The organism is Bacillus sp. SCT118 (assembly GCF_058566435.1).
The window spans coordinates 205,409-223,591 of record NZ_CP191225.1 but is presented as its reverse complement, the minus strand read 5'-3'; the positions used below and the strand labels follow the sequence as shown (position 1 = coordinate 223,591).

Genomic DNA, 18,183 nt, shown 5'->3' with positions numbered 1-18,183 from the left:
GAAGAGCTTTTTTATATTTGAATGGAAAGAAGGAATGGACAACATGTCACACCAAACAACACCCGCAGAACAAAAATCACTTCAAAGAAAAAAACCGCCGTTTCGCGCGGATCAAGTCGGAAGCCTGTTGAGATCTGAGCCCGTTAAAAAAGCGCGGCTGCAAAAAGCGGCCGGCGAAATGACCGCTGAGCAGCTTCGCCAAATTGAAAACGATGAAATCATCCGCATTGTGGAAAAACAGAAGGAAACCGGCCTGAACGTCGTGACAGACGGTGAATTCCGCAGAGCATGGTGGCACTTTGATTTCCTGGAAAACTTAGATGGCGTTGAGCCGTTTACTCCTGAGCAAGGCATTCAATTCCATAACGTACAGACAAAAGCACGCGGCATTAAAGTCACAGGCGATATCGACTTTTCAACTCACCCAATGCTTGAAGATTATTCGTTTCTCCATAGCATTGCCGGTGACGCGACGCCAAAGATGACGATTCCAAGCCCGAATATGCTGTTTTTCCGCGGAAAACTGGAAAAGGATGCGTATAAAAAAGATTATCACCTTTTCCAGCATGATGTATCCAAAGCATATAAAAAAGCGATTCAAGCGTTTTATGACAGAGGCTGCCGCTACCTCCAGCTTGATGATACAGCGTGGGCCGTTTTCTTATCAGAAAAAGGCTTAAAACAAATCGAAGCGTTCGGAACAACGCCTGATGAGCTTCGCCAGCTGTTTGCGAAATCGATTAACGACGCGATTGCAGACCGCCCGGATGACTTGACGGTAACCATGCATATTTGCCGCGGCAACTTCCAGTCCACTTGGACAGCGGAAGGCGGCTATGACGCAGCCGCCGAAACCATTTTTGACGGTTTGAATCTTGACGGACTTTTCTTAGAGTATGATGATTCACGCTCAGGCGGTTTTGAGCCGCTCCGTTATGTAAAACGATCTGATCTTCAGCTTGTTCTTGGCTTAGTGACATCTAAATTCGGTGAGCTTGAAAATCCGGATGACGTGAAACGCCGAATCGAAGAAGCGTCCCGTTATGTAAGCTTAGACCAGCTTTGCCTCAGCCCTCAATGCGGATTTGCTTCAACTGAGGAAGGCAACAAGCTGACTGAAGAACAGCAATGGGCGAAGCTCCGCCATGTGGTTGAGATCGCTAATGATGTTTGGAAATAAGCAAAGAAAAAACACACTTGATTCCCTAGCGGAGCAAGTGTGTTTTTTTATGTCACTGTGCGGTGTAGCCCCCATCAAGGACGACAGCCTGCCCAGTGACGCCCTTCGCCTTCTCGCTTGCCAAAAACACGGCATAATCCGCAATTTCCTTGACGGAAAGCAGTCGCTTTTGCGGCACAAGCGGAAAAATGACTTGTTCAAGTACAGAGTCGTAAGGGACATTTCTCGTTTTCGACAGATCGCTAAGCTGATTGCGTACAAGCTGGGTATCGACATAACCCGGGCAGAGCGCATTGACTGTTATGCCGTGGGGCGCGCCTTCCAGCGCCCCGACTTTTGTGAGTCCAATGACGCCGTGCTTGGCGCTATTATAAGCGGATTTCCCTGCAAAGCCGACTAATCCATTAACAGACGCGATATTAATGATTCTGCCAAACTGCTGTTTTTTCATGATCGGAAAAACATGCTTCATTGCAATAAAGGGCGCCGTCAGCATGACCTTGATCAGCTGTTCAAAGGTTTCTGTCGGAAACTCTTCAATCGGAGCGACGTGCTGAATACCGGCATTGTTCACCAAAATATCCAAGCGGCCGTATCGTTTTTGGATGACGTTCACCGTATCAGCAACTTGCGCTTCCTTTGTCACATCATACGGAATGGCCGCCGCGTCCAAGCCTTCTTCTGCAAGCTTGGAGGCTGCTTGTTCACATGCTTCCGGACGGAGGTCTGAAACGATGACGCTAGCGCCTTCACGGGCGAATTCTCTTGCCATTTCGAATCCGATTCCGCCGGCAGCCCCTGTCACCAAGGCGACTTGTTTTCTCATGTCAAACACCTTCCCATTAAGAATTGAGTACAGACTGGCTTACAGCGAAATCAGCTTCTGTTTTTTCATAAACCTCTTCAATTGTGACACCATCCTGAAGCTCCGTCAGTGTCATGCGGCCGTTCACAAAATCAAATACAGCCAAATCCGTAATCAGCCTGTGCACGACTTTCTGGCCTGTCAACGGAAGGGAGCATGTTTTTTTCACCTTTGATTCACCATGCTTATTGACGTGCTCCATGATGACAACGATTCGTTTCGCCCCGTTGACGAGATCCATAGCGCCGCCCATCCCTTTTACCATTTTGCCCGGGATCATCCAATTGGCCAAATCCCCCTGCTCCGAAACCTCCATTCCGCCAAGAATAGCCAAATCGATATGCCCGCCTCTTATCATCGCGAATGACTCAGCGCTGTCAAAATAAGAGGCGCCCGTCACTTCAGTGATCGTTTCCTTTCCCGCATTGATCAAATCCGCGTCTTCCGTTCCTTCCAGAGGATAGGGGCCGATTCCGAGCAAGCCGTTTTCCGACTGAAGCATGACGTGAACGCCATCAGGTATCTCATTTGCGACAAGCGTCGGCATTCCAATCCCGAGATTCACATTCATGCCGTCCCTGATTTCTTGTACAGCCCGTTTGACCATTCGTTTTCTCGCTTCCTTCACTTGGCCTCACCCTTTCCCGATGCTTGCTGAACTGTTCGTTTTTCAATCCGTTTTTCTTGGCTCGCGCCAAGCACAACATGCTGTACGTAAATTCCCGGCGTATGGATGTGATCTGGATCGAGCTCTCCTGCTTCCACGATTTCTTCCGCCTCGGCAATCGTGATCTTGCCTGCCATGGCGGCAATGGGATTGAAATTTCTCGCCGTTTTCCTAAAAACCAAATTGCCCATGGTGTCCGCTTTCCACACTTTGACGATCGCCACATCGCCGGTAATGCCTCGCTCAAGCACATAAGTCCGGCCGCCGAATGTTTTATGTTCTTTTCCCTCGGCTATGGAGGTGCCGACGCCTGTCGCCGTATAAAATCCTGGTATGCCTGCACCGCCTGCACGAATTCTCTCAGCGAGCGTTCCTTGGGGAACAAGCTCGACCTCAAGCTCTCCGCTTAAAAACTGCCGCTCAAAAATTTTATTTTCACCGACATAGGAAGCGATCATTTTCTTGATTTGCTTGTTAGCCAGAAGCAAACCCAGCCCCCAGTCATCGATTCCGCAGTTATTGCTGACAACGGTTAAATCCTTTACTCCCTGATCTCTTATAGACAAAATGAGCTGTTCAGGGATGCCGCACAGCCCAAACCCTCCCGCGATCAGCGTATCCCCATCATGAATCAATTTCGCAGCTTCCTTGCTTGATGACAGCACTTTTCCCATATTGATGCCCCTTTCGTTTTCTTCTACACTAGACCAGTCAGGCTGTAAATCGCGATCACAGCAAATACGGCAGCCGTTTTAATGAGCGTGATCGCAAAAATATCGCGATAGGATTGCCGGTGGGTCAAACCCGTCACGGCCAGAAGCGTGATAACGGCGCCATTATGCGGCAGTGTATCCATCCCGCCTGATGCCATTGAAATGACCCGATGCATCACCTCTGGCGGAATATTGTAAGCCTGAATCGCCTGTAAGTATTGTTCTGACATCGCGCTTAATGCAATGCCCATTCCTCCTGAAGCCGAGCCGGTGATTCCCGCCAGCGCAGTTGTCGTAACGGCGCCATTTACAAGCGGATCGGTAAAAGTATGTGAAATTCCGCTGCTCAGCTTATGAAACCCCGGCAGCGCGGCGATAATGCCGCCGAACCCGTACTCGGCACCCGTATTCATAGATGCCAGCAAGGCGCCGCCAATCCCTTCATTCAGCCCTTCCTTCAATTGGGCAAACACACTTCTCCAATCAAATAAAATTGTTGTGATGATGCCAATCACTAAAGCAATCTCCACCGACCAAATAGCAGCCGCTGAAGAAATATCAAGCCTGCCGAACTCCTTTAATCCTATGGAAGAAAAATCAAATCCATTCGGATACCACTTTGGCAGGTAAATGGTGAAATATTTATTCACTGCACCGACGAGAATAAGCGGGACAAAGGCAAGCGCGTGCCGAATCGGGCTTTTGTCCGGTTCAGCCGCGGACTCAATCGATTCAGGAGCAGCATTCTGCGTATCAAAACCGCCATAGCCTTCGCCAGATGCCTGCGCTTTTTTCCGCCTTGATTCCAAATAGAGCATCCCAGCTGCCAGCACAATCACTGCGCCCATCAAGCCCAGCCAAGGGGCGGCATAAATGTCTGTTTTGAAAAACGACGTCGGGATGACATTTTGGATTTGCGGCGTTCCCGGAAGCGCGTCCATCGTAAACGTAAAAGCCCCTAAAGCAATCGTTCCCGGGATGAGGCGTTTGGGTATGTTTGCTTCTTGGAACATGTTTTTCGCAAAAGGATATACGGCAAATACGACAACAAACAGGCTGACACCGCTGTACGTCAAGACAGCACCCATCAACACAATGGCAAGTATCGCTCTTTTTGCCCCGACAAGCCGGACAATTGTTTTCGCGATTGATGCCGCAAGCCCTGCCATTTCAACGACCTTTCCAAAAATGGCACCGAGCAAAAACACTGGGAAATACAGTTTAATAAAACCCGCCATCTTCTCCATAAAAATTGATGAAAAAAAAGGAAGCACATGGCTTGGATCTGTCAGCAGCACCGCGAATAACGCGCAAATCGGCGCAAACAATATGACAGAAAATCCCCGATACGCCGTAAACATCAGCAAACCTAACGCCAATAGAATGATGATCAGTTCCACACACACATCCCCCGTTTCCGCGAACTAGAAAGCGTTTACAAAAAACCTGTCCGCATCGGCTGTTTCCGTCCCCTTTCCATATGTACGAGAAGCGTGGGCCAACTATTCCGATTAAAAAAGGAAAGCTCCTTTTTTCGGAGCTTTCCTCTGCTATTCATTTCATTCCTATTAGGATATCAACATCAACCGTAATATCGGCTGATTTCATCTCTTTCAGCAGGCTGATTCGATCTTTCGGCGCCGACCAGGCAAGCGGCGTCATCTTGAGAAGCCAGTGGATCGCCTGCTGGTCAAGCGTTTTAACATAGCGCAGCCTGACAGGACGGCTGTGTGCAGCATTTGCTGTAAAACGCTCAACAGCTGCCGCATTGGAATACGTGCGCCTTGGTGAATCAGCATATAAAAATTGCCTTAATTCTATTAAATAATCGCTTCGCGGCACTACTTTTACGAGCATGCCATCATTCTTCAGCAGTCTATGAAACTCTGCATAATTGGACGGCGAAAAAATAGACAGAACAATATCAAATTGGCGATCATGAAAAGGAGCACGCGCCACATCGGCAACAGCCCACATCTGATCTTTGAATGCCTTAGAAGCTTTTAAGATCCCATCTTTCGAAAGATCTATGCCGGTTCCTATCGCTGCTTTCCCTGCATAATCAAACCCGCAAAGCGCATTCAAATGAGAACCCTCACCGCAACCGCTGTCCAGGATGGTGAATGCCTCATGACCAGATGTGGGATGACTGATGAGTTCTGCAATCGCATCATGGAGCGGGTCAAAAAAACCACATTCTCCAATCAGCCTGCTCCTCGCTTCAAAAAGCTCAGCACCGTAACTGGTTTTGACCGGCTTCGTCAGAAAGTTCACGTAGCCGTGCCGAGATAGATCAAATGTATGTCCTCGTTCTGTACAAATCAAGCTTTTCCCTGATGCCGCATCCATAGAAGAAACGCAGAGCGGGCATCGAAACATGCTGAAATCAACTGTTCGCTTCATGATAAAAACACCTCATTCATTCATTTTTAGATAAATGAAAAAGGCATAGACAAATAAACCTAGGCCTATCTCAAAAATTGGCCAGGTCTGGCAGTTTGTCTACACCTGTCATTATCTATAACGAATGAATTGGATAATCATGAAAAAAACTCCCTTTCTGCTGTATGGGTTTCCCCGTTTCCATCATACAACAAATATCCAGGAGCTGGAACCTTATAGTGAAGAAAAATCAGTACTGACATGCTGGTATCCCGCCAACATCATATCAGCATAGCAATCCAGCATGTTTTTCCTTTATTTTCTCATTTTAGAATATAAATTTTATTATTGTGAAAATAGTTAAAAAGGTTGATTTTCAAAAAGTGAAAGGATAAAATACTGCTATCATCTTAGAAAAAAGACATTCTTGTATATGATCAGTAATATGGTCTGATTGTTTCTACCTAGTAACCGTAAAAAACTAGACTACAAGAAAGTTTGAATAAATTTGAACGAGTTGAAAAGGACAAGTTCTTTTCTGTTTGCTCTTATTTTTCACACTTTCTGCACTTCCAGAATTTGTGAAGGATAAGAGCTTTTTTTGTTTCCATAATAACCCTCATAGGAGTTGCTATCATGTACTTTTTACTAAACCTTGTCGGTCTCATTGTGATTATGGCAGTTGTATTCCTATGTTCTCCGCAGAAAAAGAAAATCAAGTGGCGCCCGATCATGACGTTAATTGTTCTGGAATTGCTGATTACTTGGTTTATGCTGGGAACAAAAGTCGGAAGCTGGGCCATCGGTAAAATCGGTGATTTCTTCACTTGGCTGATTGCTTGCGCCAGTGACGGTATCGCGTTTGCCTTTCCGTCAGTGATGGCGAATGAAACAGTAGACTTTTTCTTTAGTGCGCTTCTTCCAATTATCTTTATCGTCACATTCTTTGATATTTTAACGTATTTCGGCATTTTGCCTTGGCTGATTGATAAAATCGGATGGGTGATTTCAAAGGCTTCCCGCTTGCCGAAATTAGAAAGCTTTTTCTCTATTCAAATGATGTTTCTGGGAAATACCGAAGCACTTGCGGTTATCCGCCAGCAGCTAACGGTTTTAAGCAACAACCGCCTGCTCACATTCGGCTTAATGAGCATGAGCAGCATCAGCGGCTCCATTATCGGATCTTATCTTTCAATGGTGCCTGCGACATACGTGTTTACAGCCATTCCTTTGAACTGCTTAAACGCGCTGATTATCGCAAACCTGCTGAATCCTGTTCACGTGCCGGAGGATGAAGATATCATCTATACACCGCCTAAAGAAGAGAAGAAAGACTTTTTCTCTACGATTTCTAACAGTATGCTTGTCGGCATGAACATGGTTATCGTTATTTTGGCAATGGTGATCGGATATGTCGCATTAACGTCAGCAGTTAATGGCATTCTTGGCGTTTTCGTACACGGCCTGACCATCCAGACGATTTTTGCTTATCTGTTCAGTCCGTTCGCATTCCTGCTTGGATTGCCAGTGCACGATGCGATGTATGTTGCTCAGCTGATGGGCATGAAATTAGCAACGAACGAGTTTGTTGCGATGCTTGACTTGAAAAACAATCTCAAATCCCTTCCGCCTCACACCGTTGCGGTGGCGACGACATTCCTGACATCCTTTGCAAACTTCAGTACTGTCGGCATGATTTACGGCACGTACAATTCGATCCTTGACGGAGAAAAGTCAACGGTCATCGGGAGAAACGTGTGGAAACTGCTCGTCAGCGGAATTGCGGTATCTTTATTAAGTGCTGCGATTGTCGGCCTGTTTGTGTGGTAGAAACATTGAGCCATATCCCTTTTCGGATATGGCTCTTTTGATTATTGATAAATAGAGGCTGGAACCTGCACATCCCGGATTCCCGCTGCATAAGGCCCCAAGTCATACTGGCCAAAGACGATGGCGATCCCGTTTGCCGTAAAGTAAAACATTGTGTCTTTGTTTAGGGTTATATCCTCTTTCTTAACATCAGGGAAAAACAGCTCATCGTGTTTTTTGATATAGCTATATAGATAATCTCTCGTTTTGCTGACTTTTGTTTTGGTGTTCAGAATCTGATCCAGCGTCACCCGCTTTTGTGTTTTCAAGTCATAGTTGAAGGACTGGACAGACGTTAAACCGTGGGCGCCGCCTGAATAGATATAATTGAGTGTTTGAATGCTGAGCTTGCCTGCCGCATTGTATTTGACGCTGAAGGATGTTTGATATTCCGTTTTAAAGCCCTGCTGTTCGCCTGCTTTTTTGTTTTTCAGGTATTCCTGATACGATTGTTCAATGTAGGCTTTCAGCTCTTGATTGATTTTCTTTTCAAACGCGGCATTCCCGACGTGATGCACTTGTGGATACGTTAACTCCTTGATCTTTTTGTACGTATGGGTGCTGACAGTCGGTGTTTTCGCTTGAACTGCTTTTAAAGATGGGGCCGCATATGCAACTACGGAAAAAAGCAAGACTGCAATCCCCGCGGCTTTCAGCATTTTATTCCATTTCATACAATCTCCTCCTTTGATGTCGTTGTTTATCATTCCCTTATTTAAGCAATACACACTTTTATAGACTGATTAAATCGAAAGAAGTTTCTAGGTCTAACAGCATGATTTTCCCAATAAAAAAAGAGACACAGGATGTCTCTTTTTTTACTGTTTGCGCCCAGAAATCGCTTCATGAACGGCTTGTGCCAAATCTGTATTTCCGAACATCTCTAATACCGCAATGACAGTCTGGTCCGGAATGTGCTCTGCTTCGTGTTTTGGCACGACCAGATCGTCCATGGTTTTTTTCAAGCTTTCATTCAGCTTTTGCTGCGGATACGCTTTGGCGTACATCTCCACCGGGTCAAGGTCATGGTTCACGCACCATTGGGCAAACACCAAAATCATCATATTTTCATCGCGTTCGTAAGCTTCAGCGAGCTGTTTTTCGTTCATTTGCCATGCTCCTTATGAAAAGTATCTTCCTTAAAGATACAGGAGCCGATCAAATTCGTCTATCCCAATGGCGATGAGCAGCAACCGCATCGATAAATGCCTTGCTGAAAGCGGTGTAGTCAGGTTCTTCTTCAGCCGTTACGATGCCTGGTCCCTCTGTTGTCCCGACAGAGGATTGAAGAAGGTCAATTCCTTCATTTGCCGCACCGATCGCCTTGTAGTGATTGTAAGCTTCTCTGATAAACGCCATCGCTTGTTTGTTGTCTTTTAACTCCGGCCCTCCTGCGGCATAGACGGCATCATACAGAACAGAATCAACCGTCAGGAACGTGCCGCTGGCCTCAAGCTGCTGTCCGCTGCCGCTTGTCATATACCCCAGATTTTGACTGATGATATCCACTGTGATTCCTTCTTGCTTTAAGGCTTCCAGCACTGTTTGCAGTTCTTTTTCATAAAATCCGTTTCCGGCGAGTACAGCGACTTTTCTGGTTGACGCGGTTTTCACTGTACGGGCTTGGCTTAACGCAGGCGAAGTAAGGATTTCTTTAGATGCTTTACGCTTCGCGGGCGTCGCCACGCCTACTCCTTTGGCGATTTCTTCCGCTAAATCTGCATCGACATTGCTGAAGACATCAACGACCTGCCGCTGTACGTCCTTGCTTTTGACCTTCCCGACCTCGAAGCAGAAAGCAGAAATGATGTGCTGTTTCTCCACAGGAGACATGCTGTTCCAGAAAAGCTTCGCCTGTGAGTAATAATCGTTGAAGCTGTCGCTACGCTGGCGGATTTTTTTGCCCTCGACTTTTTCCTGATAGTGGACGTAGCCGCCTTCTTCAGCTGTCGCAGGCGACGGATCATTGTTTTGCAGTGAGTTTTTATGATAAGCGACAGGCCCCTTATTGATCGTCATCCGATGATAGCCGTCGTATTGATTGTTATGGAATGGACATACAGGCCGGTTAATCGGTATCTCATGGAAGTTCGGACCGCCAAGACGGATGAGCTGTGTGTCTGTATAAGAGAAAAGCCGTCCCTGCAGGAGCGGGTCATTTGTAAAGTCGATGCCCGGCACGACATTACCCGGGTGGAATGCGACTTGTTCTGTTTCCGCAAACACATTATCCTGGTTGCGGTTCAGCGTCATTTTCCCAATGATTTTCACCGGCACAAGCTCTTCCGGCCACAGCTTAGTCGGGTCAAGAATATCAAAATCAAACTTGAATTCATCTTCCTCATCAATCATCTGCACGCCGAGCTCGTATTCAACCTTGCCGCCGTTTTCAATTGTTTCCCACAGGTCACGGCGATGGAAATCCGGATCTTTCCCGGCAATTTTCTGCGCTTCATCCCATACGAGAGAATGCACACCGAGCACCGGCTTCCAGTGAAATTTCACGAAACGTGCCTTTCCTTGTTCATTGACAAAACGGAACGTGTGAACGCCGAAGCCTTCCATCATTCTGTAGCTGCGCGGGATGCCTCTGTCCGACATCGTCCACATTACCATGTGAGCCGACTCAGGGTTATTGGCGACAAAATCCCAAAACGTATCGTGAGCGGTCGCGGCCTGAGGCATTTCATTGTGTGGCTCAGGCTTAAACGCGTGAACCAAATCCGGGAATTTGATCGCATCCTGAATGAAAAACACCGGAATGTTATTTCCCACAAGGTCATAGTTTCCTTCTTCAGTATAAAATTTAGTCGCAAAGCCTCTGGCATCCCGCACCGTGTCTGCGGAGCCTTTAGAACCCGCAACCGTAGAGAAACGGACAAATACCGGTGTCTTCACCGAAGGGTCCTGAAGAAATTTGGCCCGTGTGTACTCGGTCATCGGCTCGTAAACCTGAAAAAAGCCATGCACGCCAAATCCGCGCGCATGCACAACGCGCTCCGGAATCCTCTCATGGTCAAAGTGCGTCATTTTCTCCCGGAAGTGAAAATCCTCCATCAGCGTCGGGCCGCGAACCCCGGCTTTTAACGAATGCTCATCCTCTGACACCCGCAAGCCTTGGTTTGTCGTCATTTTCTTCCCGCTGTTATCGGCCCTGTACTGCTCAAGCTGCTCGTCCTTTGAGTGTTCATTTACACGTTTGTTTTGGTCATCACTCATGTCTCTTCCCCCTTTTTAAAACGAAACATTCTACAGCATATTTACCCGTGGCGTTCTTCATATAAACTGCTAATCCGCTCATTAGGATTTTTGGTCTACATATAAATATGCGGTCATACACATTTGAAATAAGCCTTCTTCACAGAAAGAAAGGATGGAAGCGCTTACCAAAATAGCTGTTGAATAGGGGAGGTCATATCATGCTTGCCATACTCGGTTTTGTGATGATGATTGTCTTTATGTACCTTATTATGTCTAACCGGCTTTCCGCTCTTATTGCTTTGATTGTCGTTCCTATTGTGTTCGCCCTGATCAGCGGATTTGGCAAAGATCTCGGCGAGATGATGATTCAGGGCGTTACAGACCTCGCCCCTACCGGTATCATGCTGTTATTCGCCATCCTGTATTTCGGCATTATGATTGACTCAGGTCTGTTTGATCCTCTCATTGCCAAAATCTTATCGTTTGTCAAAGGAGACCCGTTAAAAATCGCCGTAGGCACAGCGGTTCTGACAATGACCATTTCGCTGGACGGAGATGGGACAACAACCTATATGATTACCATTGCAGCGATGCTGCCTCTTTACAAACGGCTCGGCATGAACCGTTTGGTGTTAGCGGGAATAGCAATGCTCGGTTCGGGGGTTATGAATATTATCCCGTGGGGCGGGCCGACAGCGAGGGTTTTGGCTTCCTTAAAATTGGACACGTCAGAAGTCTTCACGCCGCTGATTCCCGCTATGATCGCCGGCATTCTCTGGGTGATCGCCGTTGCTTATATCCTTGGAAAGAAAGAGCGGAAGCGGCTCGGCGTCATTTCGATTGATCACGCACCGTCTTCCGATCCGGAGGCCGCACCGCTCAAGCGTCCCGCTCTTCAATGGTTTAACCTGCTGCTGACTGTCGTCCTGATGGCCGCACTGATCACCAGCCTGCTGCCGCTCCCTGTTCTTTTTATGACTGCGTTCGCCGTCGCCTTGATGGTCAACTATCCAAATGTCAAAGAACAGCAGAAACGTATCTCGGCGCATGCGGGTAATGCGTTAAACGTTGTCTCAATGGTGTTTGCTGCGGGCATATTCACAGGCATTCTCTCCGGCACAAAAATGGTGGATGCCATGGCGCATTCTCTCGTTTCACTTATCCCTGACGCCATGGGTCCGCACCTGCCGTTGATCACTGCGATCGTCAGCATGCCCTTCACCTTTTTCATGTCGAATGACGCCTTTTACTTCGGTGTCCTTCCCATCATCGCCGAAGCCGCTTCCGCTTACGGAATAGACGCCGCTGAAATCGGAAGGGCCTCCTTGCTGGGGCAGCCTGTTCATCTGCTCAGCCCGCTTGTGCCTTCCACCTATCTATTGGTAGGAATGGCAGGCGTCAGCTTTGGAGACCATCAAAAATTCACTATTAAATGGGCCGTGGGAACAACGATTGTGATGACGATTGCCGCACTTTTGATTGGGATTATTTCTTTCTAAATGTATGAGCTTGATCGTAGCATTGAGTGAGTACGTGATTTACAGAGGGGAGAAGATCAAATAGGATATTATGAGTAAATAGAAGATTCATGCCAACAACTCCTCATTACAATGATAAGAGCCTGCTATATTGCAGCAGGCTCTTTCACATTTGGCATTATTTTTTTGTATAGCGCACCCAGTCATAATGAGCGTATAGCGGATTTACACCGTTGTAGGAGCCAAGCCATTCATCGACACCCGTGCCATTCCACAAGTTCATCATGATCTTTCCAGGTGTTGTCGGAATTTGGTTTGTTGCAGTATGTTTTAATTGCCCATCGACATACCATTTAATAGAGTTTGGCTGCCAATCGAATGCATACGTATGATAGGCATTGGCTGCATCAAACCCGAGATCAACAATCTTCTCATGGTTTCCTGCACCATTTGTATAATAGTTAAATTGAACCTTTGTTGTGTCTTTTCCTAAAAATTCGATATCAATCTCATCCCAAGGAGTTCCATCTGTTGGACCTGTGTAAGTGAAGAACGATGAAACGATCCCTGTGTTTTTAGCTGGTTTCATTCTGACTTCATAAAGTCCATAGCCATATGTTTGAACAGAACGGTTTTCCCCGCAGTCAAACTTGTTATAAGATGGGCTTGTTAGCGCTAAACGCATTTCACCCAATGACGTCATTGATACGTTATTAGCCCGCCAAGTGCAGTTGAACATATTTCCATTCGAATAACCATCTGCTTTTTGCCAAAAACCGGAGTTATAGCCGTTAAAAGGGTCAAAAAACGATCCACCTGTTTGAGCCGAGGCAGTAGAAGTGACTGCAAACAAACTCATAAACAATCCAGTGACTAGAAGCAACAACACTCGTTTCAGATAAGGCATATTGGCATTCCCCTTTCATTGAAAGCGTTTTCTATGTTGATCTTACATGATTCTTTTAAAAGGGAACATCGGTCAAAATAATGATAATACCGAACCTTACTTACTTGAATCCTGTAACTATCATCACCCTCCCCCTGAAAAAAATAAAAACCTAAATTACCATCAGCACAGACAGAGATGATCCGCACTCATTGTAATTTAGGTTTTGCCTGCTTTATCAGTAACAATCCTACCATCATCATATGGAAATGTAAGAAAAAAACGAACACACGAAAATAAAAATGTCAGCGCTCTCATTATGCTTGTTTAACTACCCTTTCTATGTGAATGGTTAAATACAGCAGCTCGTCACTTGTGAGCTTGTGCTCATACTCCCGCTCAATGTAGGTTTGGATTTTCTTCGTGCATTCATACGCGCGATGATACTTTTCTTTCACTGTATCCAGCAAAAAATCGTCCTGGCTTTCCATGTGAGTGCCGTTAAAAAGACGCTGCGCGAAAAACTTTAAGTGGGTGACGAACCGATAATAGTGAAGCGATTCTTCGTTTAATTCAATCTTAAAATGGTATTTTACAATACTCAAAATCTCTTGCATGACTTTTGTAATGTTGATGATATTGGGCATCTCTTCATTCAGCTCGGCATTTACAATATGCAGAGCAATAAAGCCTGCTTCATCCTCTGGCAGAGACACACCAGTCTTATTTTTTACCATGATTAACGCTTCTTTGCCGATCGCAAATTCGTCTTTGTACAGCCGTTTTGTTTCCCACAGCAAGGCGTTTTTGATATCAAGCCCTTTCTGGTTGCGCTGGATGGCAAAGTTAATATGGTCGGTCAGCGACACATAGATGCTGTCGTTGAGCTTTTTGCCGAGCTGTAATTTTGCGTAGCTGATAATCTCTTCGGATACCTCCATACACTCGATCGGTATATCATACAAAAGGGTTTTGAACTTTTCTGATACATCCTTGTTATCGAGCGTGAACACTTTCTCAATGCGGGCTTCATCGACATCATCGCCGGACTTTTTCTGAAACGCGAGCCCCCTGCCCATTACGACCAATTCTTTCCCCTGTTCATTGACCACGCTGATCACATTATTATTGATCACCTTCGCAATTTTCATGACATGTCCCTCCAATCAACTAAGAACAGACTATATCTTGATTGTACATTCTTTTTGTACTAGGTCAATATCATCAGGGAAAGACGGAAGCTGGTCAGTACAATTCACTCCGTACCTGCTGTCCGGGCTGTTTTTGAAGCAGCGCCTCCAGATGGCGTTCAAATGTTGCCTTGTCAGCTTTCTGCTTTTTGACAATGCTGTTCATGATTTTGATGCTTTCGGCGCTGTATTGTGTATATTGTTTTTTCAGCTGATCCAGCTGCTGTCTTGTCTTCTTCGCGTTTTTCGGTGTGACTTGGCCGATGAGTTTGATCATACTGTCTGCGGTCTCAAAAAAAGCAGCTCTATTTTCTGTCAGCTGCTGAATTTCGATGCGGCTCATGTCTTGATTACGCGTTTTTTGTAGCAAGGCGACCGCCTCGCTGTTTTGATTTTTGAGTGATTTGTTCTCAAGCTTAATCGATTCGAGATTCTCCTTCGCAATGTCTGCTTCTTCTTCAGTCATGCTGCTTCTCACGAAGTATTCTGGATTGCCGATCCCATAATCAAATGCTTCGCTCACTTGTATCATGGAACTGAACACAATGGCCAGCTGCCTGTCGCTTGCGAGGGCTTGGAAATCCTGCTTTTTCTTACTGTTCATCGGTTTGGCTGCGGTTTGTTTTACTGTCTTTTGATCACAGTCTGCGAACATCTGAGCCTCACCTTCACTTTCGCATGCGCTCATCACAAGAACTGTGACCAGCAGGCTTATACACAAGCCTATTTGCCTCATGCTCTGTCTCCTCTCTGCTGAATCCCTTCTGGAAAATACCATAAAATATAGTTAAATGGTACCAGATGCACCTAACCCCAGCAATAAATCAAAAGTATGATTTGAAGCGAAAAAACATAAATATTTTGTAAAAATTGACGTGCATTCCATTCTTTTCAGGCCCATTTCTCGTACAATAGAAGTATCGTTACCGGAGAGGGGCTCTGATGATGAAACGATTTACGAAACAAGAAAACAGCTGGGTATTATATGACTGGGCAAATTCTGCTTACTCAATTGTCGTGACCACCGCGGTATTTCCGTTATTTTATAAATCAGCAGCTGCGGAAAGCGGTGTCAGCGCCGCTCAATCGACTGCCTATCTGGGCTATACCATTGCGATTTCAACGTTTATTCTTGCGATGCTCGGCCCTATTTTAGGCACAATCGCCGACTATGAAGGGTGCAAGAAAAAGTTCTTCGGTTTCTTTGTGTCAGCCGGTGTCGCCAGCACCGCGATGCTCGCCTTTATCCCAAGTGAGCATTGGCTGCTATTGCTGCTGTTTTATACGATATCGGCTATCGGTTTTTCCGGCGCCAATGTGTTTTATGATGCCTTTCTCGTGGACGTCACGCCTGAGAAGCGGATGAATCTCGTCTCGGCACGGGGTTTTGGCTTAGGATACATTGGCAGCACGATTCCATTTATCATCAGTATTGCTGTCATCCTGCTCGCACAAGCAGAGACTATTCCAGTGTCTGTATCGGCAGCAAGCCAGCTGTCCTTTTTCATAACGGCTGCCTGGTGGGGGCTGTTCACTATCCCAATGATTAAACATGTCCATCAACGCTATTACATCAAAAGAGAACCTCATATTGTCATCAACAGCTTTAAGCGGCTCGGCCAGACGATGAAACGGATCAGGCAATACCGGGCACTTTTCCTCTTTTTGCTCGCTTATTTCTTTTATATCGACGGAGTCGGCACGATTATTACGATGTCGACATCCTATGGATCAGATTTAGGGATCGGTTCCTCAAGCCTCCTGATCATCCTATTTGTCACCCAGGTGGTCGCTGCGCCGTTTTCGATTATATACGGAAAACTGGCAGAACGCTTCACGGGGAAGACCATGCTGTACGTCGGGATCGTCATTTATATGATCGTTTGCGTGTATGCCTATTTTATGGAGACAACGCTTGATTTCTGGATACTGGCTATGCTTGTCGCCACCTCGCAGGGCGGTATTCAAGCCCTCAGCCGTTCCTATTTCGCCAAGCTTGTGCCAAAGCGCCACGCTAATGAATTCTTCGGTTTTTACAACATTTTTGGAAAATTCGCCTCAATTATGGGGCCGCTGCTCATTGCCGTGACCGCCCAGCTGACCGGGAAATCCTCAACTGCGGTGTTCAGTCTGATCATTTTGTTTGTAATTGGCATTGTGATTCTTGCCTTTGTTCCGGAGGAGACCAGCACCGATGTCAGCCAGCAGCAAAATGACCTGCCCCTTTAACTGGGAGCAGGTCATTCATCATTTATTCGCTTTATTCACCTTCAGCTTTTTCCCTTTGACGGTTGTGTTCTTCATCACTTTGAGAACATGAGGGCCTTTACCATTTAAAATCTCAACGTATGAGGCGTTATCCATGATCGTGATGATGCCGATGTCGTCAGCTGACACACCGTCTATTTTGGCAATCGTTCCTACAAAATCAACGGCTCTGATTTTCTTTTTCTTTCCGCCGTTAAAATACAGCTTCATAATGTCTTTATTCAGCTCTTCGCTTTTGTCCTTTTTGCTTTCCGGACGGTCATTCATTTTAGCTAGAAATTCTGGTTTCTTCCTTGCCACTTCCTCTTGAGAAGGTGCTTCTATTTTTTGGATTTCAAATCCGATATATTCTTCAATGTCGGCTAAAAACCGTTTTTCGAAGGCCGTGACAAACGAAATGGCCTTTCCTTTGTTCCCTGCGCGTCCCGTTCGGCCCGTGCGGTGGACATAGCTTTCCTTTTCAAGCGGCAGATCATAGTTGATGACAAGGGAGATATTTTCAATATCAATCCCGCGCGCGGCGACATCCGTCGCGACTAAGTAACGGTACTCGCCACGTTTAAATTCATTCATGACGTCGAATCGGTCTTCCTGAATCATTCCGCCGTGAATTTTATCGCATGGATATCCTAAGTCATCCAATTCATCGGTCAGCTGATTGACGTGCTCCTTCGTTCGGCAGAAAATGATGCAGCTGTCGGGATTCTCCGTCATCAGCACATCTTTCAGCAATGATAACTTATTCTCTTCTCTTACTTGAATCACCGCATGTTGAATATTTCTTGTGGTAAGCCCGGCCGCTTTGATTTCGATATGCTCGGGGTTCTGCATATATTGACGGCTCAGCTTCTCGATATCCTGCGGAAGCGTCGCCGAAAACAGCATCGTCGTGCGCTCAGTCGGAAGATGCTTGATAATCGCCTCCACCTGCTCAATGAAGCCCATATTCAGCATCTCATCCGCTTCATCAATGACCAAATAAGAGAGACGATCCAACGGCAGCGTGCCTTTTTCGATATGATCCAGAACACGTCCCGGCGTACCGACAACAATGTGGCTTTTTTGCTTAAGCTCAGCTTTTTGTTTATCAAAGGAGGATTTTCCAAATACGGCTGTCGCTTTGATCCGTTTAAATCGTCCGATGTTCGTGATATCTTCCTTTACTTGCACCGCAAGCTCACGGGTTGGAGTTAAAATAAGCGCCTGCGGCTTGTTTTCATCCCAATCCGCCAGCTCACAGAGAGGAATTCCGAACGAAGCTGTTTTCCCGCTTCCCGTCTGTGATTTGACGACAAGATCCTTTCGTTCAAGGGCAGCGGGGATCACGCTCTGCTGCACCTTGGTCGGTTCTGTATATTCTAGTCCTTCCAGTGCTCGTAAAATGTCATGACTGATTTGATAGTTTTTAAAATGACTCATGTATAAACTCCTGTCTCTTGCAGATGTTCTCATTATACTCTAATTGACGAAGGCATATGTGTTTT

16 protein-coding genes and 1 riboswitch are annotated in these 18,183 nt (G+C 46.2%); of the genes, 4 read left to right on the top strand and 12 right to left on the bottom strand.

Going from position 1 to position 18,183, the window contains the following annotated elements:
- Positions 1 to 43: 43 nt before the first annotated feature.
- Positions 44 to 1,180: a 5-methyltetrahydropteroyltriglutamate--homocysteine S-methyltransferase gene (locus ACQVGT_RS01135; protein WP_015483899.1), complete on the top strand. Its 1,137-nt coding sequence runs from the start codon at positions 44 to 46 to the stop codon at positions 1,178 to 1,180.
- A 52-nt stretch (positions 1,181 to 1,232) separates the two neighbouring features.
- Here the strand turns inward: ACQVGT_RS01135 and ACQVGT_RS01130 are convergent, their stop codons facing one another.
- The 5 genes from ACQVGT_RS01130 to ACQVGT_RS01110 form a co-directional block, all read right to left on the bottom strand.
- Positions 1,233 to 2,006, bottom strand: coding sequence for a 3-hydroxybutyrate dehydrogenase (locus ACQVGT_RS01130; protein ID WP_015483900.1), 774 nt, complete (start codon positions 2,004 to 2,006; stop codon positions 1,233 to 1,235).
- Positions 2,007 to 2,022: 16 nt separating this feature from the next.
- On the bottom strand, positions 2,023 to 2,673 hold the full coding sequence (locus tag ACQVGT_RS01125) for a CoA transferase subunit B (protein WP_015385053.1): 651 nt from the start codon (positions 2,671 to 2,673) through the stop codon (positions 2,023 to 2,025).
- The gene (locus ACQVGT_RS01120) at positions 2,670 to 3,386 is read right to left on the bottom strand and encodes a CoA transferase subunit A (protein ID WP_015385054.1); all 717 of its coding nucleotides are present in this window, start codon (positions 3,384 to 3,386) and stop codon (positions 2,670 to 2,672) included. Before ACQVGT_RS01120 ends, ACQVGT_RS01125 begins: the two co-directional genes overlap by 4 nt.
- A gap of 23 nt (positions 3,387 to 3,409) precedes the next feature.
- On the bottom strand, positions 3,410 to 4,825 hold the full coding sequence (locus ACQVGT_RS01115) for a GntP family permease (protein ID WP_015385055.1): 1,416 nt from the start codon (positions 4,823 to 4,825) through the stop codon (positions 3,410 to 3,412).
- 154 nt (positions 4,826 to 4,979) lie between these two features.
- Positions 4,980 to 5,828, bottom strand: coding sequence for a methyltransferase domain-containing protein (locus ACQVGT_RS01110; RefSeq protein ID WP_041518126.1), 849 nt, complete (start codon positions 5,826 to 5,828; stop codon positions 4,980 to 4,982).
- A gap of 386 nt (positions 5,829 to 6,214) precedes the next feature.
- Positions 6,215 to 6,316: riboswitch (purine riboswitch) on the top strand.
- A 127-nt stretch (positions 6,317 to 6,443) separates the two neighbouring features.
- Between ACQVGT_RS01110 and ACQVGT_RS01105 the strand changes: the two genes are divergently transcribed.
- Positions 6,444 to 7,637, top strand: coding sequence for a NupC/NupG family nucleoside CNT transporter (locus ACQVGT_RS01105; RefSeq protein WP_014478419.1), 1,194 nt, complete (start codon positions 6,444 to 6,446; stop codon positions 7,635 to 7,637).
- Between the two features lie 41 nt (positions 7,638 to 7,678).
- Here the strand turns inward: ACQVGT_RS01105 and ACQVGT_RS01100 are convergent, their stop codons facing one another.
- The 3 genes from ACQVGT_RS01100 to ACQVGT_RS01090 all read right to left on the bottom strand — a co-directional run bounded on the left by ACQVGT_RS01100 (position 7,679) and on the right by ACQVGT_RS01090 (position 10,895).
- Entirely contained in the window at positions 7,679 to 8,350 is a 672-nt protein-coding gene (locus ACQVGT_RS01100; protein ID WP_015483902.1) for a DUF3298 and DUF4163 domain-containing protein, read from the bottom strand.
- Between the two features lie 144 nt (positions 8,351 to 8,494).
- Positions 8,495 to 8,785 carry a protein YxiS gene (gene yxiS, locus ACQVGT_RS01095; protein WP_015385058.1) on the bottom strand — a complete coding sequence of 97 codons (291 nt, stop codon included), beginning with the start codon at positions 8,783 to 8,785 and terminating at the stop codon, positions 8,495 to 8,497.
- 49 nt (positions 8,786 to 8,834) lie between these two features.
- A complete protein-coding gene (locus ACQVGT_RS01090; RefSeq protein WP_015385059.1) occupies positions 8,835 to 10,895 on the bottom strand; it encodes a catalase in 2,061 nt (686 codons plus the stop codon).
- A 200-nt stretch (positions 10,896 to 11,095) separates the two neighbouring features.
- Between ACQVGT_RS01090 and citH the strand changes: the two genes are divergently transcribed.
- Complete coding sequence (gene citH, locus ACQVGT_RS01085) at positions 11,096 to 12,376, top strand: citrate transporter CitH (RefSeq protein ID WP_015385060.1); 1,281 nt, start codon at positions 11,096 to 11,098, stop codon at positions 12,374 to 12,376.
- A 157-nt stretch (positions 12,377 to 12,533) separates the two neighbouring features.
- On the opposite strand, the gene bglS is transcribed toward citH, so the two are convergent.
- From bglS to ACQVGT_RS01070, 3 genes are all read right to left on the bottom strand, one after another.
- Positions 12,534 to 13,262: a beta-glucanase gene (gene bglS / locus ACQVGT_RS01080; RefSeq protein WP_015483903.1), complete on the bottom strand. Its 729-nt coding sequence runs from the start codon at positions 13,260 to 13,262 to the stop codon at positions 12,534 to 12,536.
- A gap of 296 nt (positions 13,263 to 13,558) precedes the next feature.
- Positions 13,559 to 14,392: a transcriptional antiterminator LicT gene (gene licT, locus ACQVGT_RS01075; protein WP_015483904.1), complete on the bottom strand. Its 834-nt coding sequence runs from the start codon at positions 14,390 to 14,392 to the stop codon at positions 13,559 to 13,561.
- 94 nt (positions 14,393 to 14,486) lie between these two features.
- Positions 14,487 to 15,167 carry a hypothetical protein gene (locus ACQVGT_RS01070; protein ID WP_015483905.1) on the bottom strand — a complete coding sequence of 227 codons (681 nt, stop codon included), beginning with the start codon at positions 15,165 to 15,167 and terminating at the stop codon, positions 14,487 to 14,489.
- 206 nt (positions 15,168 to 15,373) lie between these two features.
- Here ACQVGT_RS01070 and ACQVGT_RS01065 point away from each other — a divergent pair, with 206 nt between their 5' ends.
- Entirely contained in the window at positions 15,374 to 16,660 is a 1,287-nt protein-coding gene (locus tag ACQVGT_RS01065) for an MFS transporter (protein WP_015385064.1), read from the top strand.
- A gap of 18 nt (positions 16,661 to 16,678) precedes the next feature.
- Here the strand turns inward: ACQVGT_RS01065 and dbpA are convergent, their stop codons facing one another.
- Complete coding sequence (dbpA, locus tag ACQVGT_RS01060; RefSeq protein WP_015385065.1) at positions 16,679 to 18,118, bottom strand: ATP-dependent RNA helicase DbpA; 1,440 nt, start codon at positions 18,116 to 18,118, stop codon at positions 16,679 to 16,681.
- Between the last annotated feature and the right edge of the window lie 65 nt (positions 18,119 to 18,183).

Excerpts from the sequence above, each read along its gene's own strand:
- ACQVGT_RS01135 (WP_015483899.1), top strand. The coding sequence starts at position 44 with ATGTCACACCAAACAACACCCGCAGAACAAAAATCACTTCAAAGAAAA.
- ACQVGT_RS01130 (WP_015483900.1), bottom strand. The coding sequence starts at position 2,006 with ATGAGAAAACAAGTCGCCTTGGTGACAGGGGCTGCCGGCGGAATCGGA.
- ACQVGT_RS01120 (WP_015385054.1), bottom strand. The coding sequence starts at position 3,386 with ATGGGAAAAGTGCTGTCATCAAGCAAGGAAGCTGCGAAATTGATTCAT.
- ACQVGT_RS01110 (WP_041518126.1), bottom strand. The coding sequence starts at position 5,828 with ATGAAGCGAACAGTTGATTTCAGCATGTTTCGATGCCCGCTCTGCGTT.
- ACQVGT_RS01105 (WP_014478419.1), top strand. The coding sequence starts at position 6,444 with ATGTACTTTTTACTAAACCTTGTCGGTCTCATTGTGATTATGGCAGTT.
- ACQVGT_RS01100 (WP_015483902.1), bottom strand. The coding sequence starts at position 8,350 with ATGAAATGGAATAAAATGCTGAAAGCCGCGGGGATTGCAGTCTTGCTT.
- yxiS (WP_015385058.1), bottom strand. The coding sequence starts at position 8,785 with ATGAACGAAAAACAGCTCGCTGAAGCTTACGAACGCGATGAAAATATG.
- ACQVGT_RS01090 (WP_015385059.1), bottom strand. The coding sequence starts at position 10,895 with ATGAGTGATGACCAAAACAAACGTGTAAATGAACACTCAAAGGACGAG.
- citH (WP_015385060.1), top strand. The coding sequence starts at position 11,096 with ATGCTTGCCATACTCGGTTTTGTGATGATGATTGTCTTTATGTACCTT.
- bglS (WP_015483903.1), bottom strand. The coding sequence starts at position 13,262 with ATGCCTTATCTGAAACGAGTGTTGTTGCTTCTAGTCACTGGATTGTTT.
- licT (WP_015483904.1), bottom strand. The coding sequence starts at position 14,392 with ATGAAAATTGCGAAGGTGATCAATAATAATGTGATCAGCGTGGTCAAT.
- ACQVGT_RS01070 (WP_015483905.1), bottom strand. The coding sequence starts at position 15,167 with ATGAGGCAAATAGGCTTGTGTATAAGCCTGCTGGTCACAGTTCTTGTG.
- ACQVGT_RS01065 (WP_015385064.1), top strand. The coding sequence starts at position 15,374 with ATGATGAAACGATTTACGAAACAAGAAAACAGCTGGGTATTATATGAC.
- dbpA (WP_015385065.1), bottom strand. The coding sequence starts at position 18,118 with ATGAGTCATTTTAAAAACTATCAAATCAGTCATGACATTTTACGAGCA.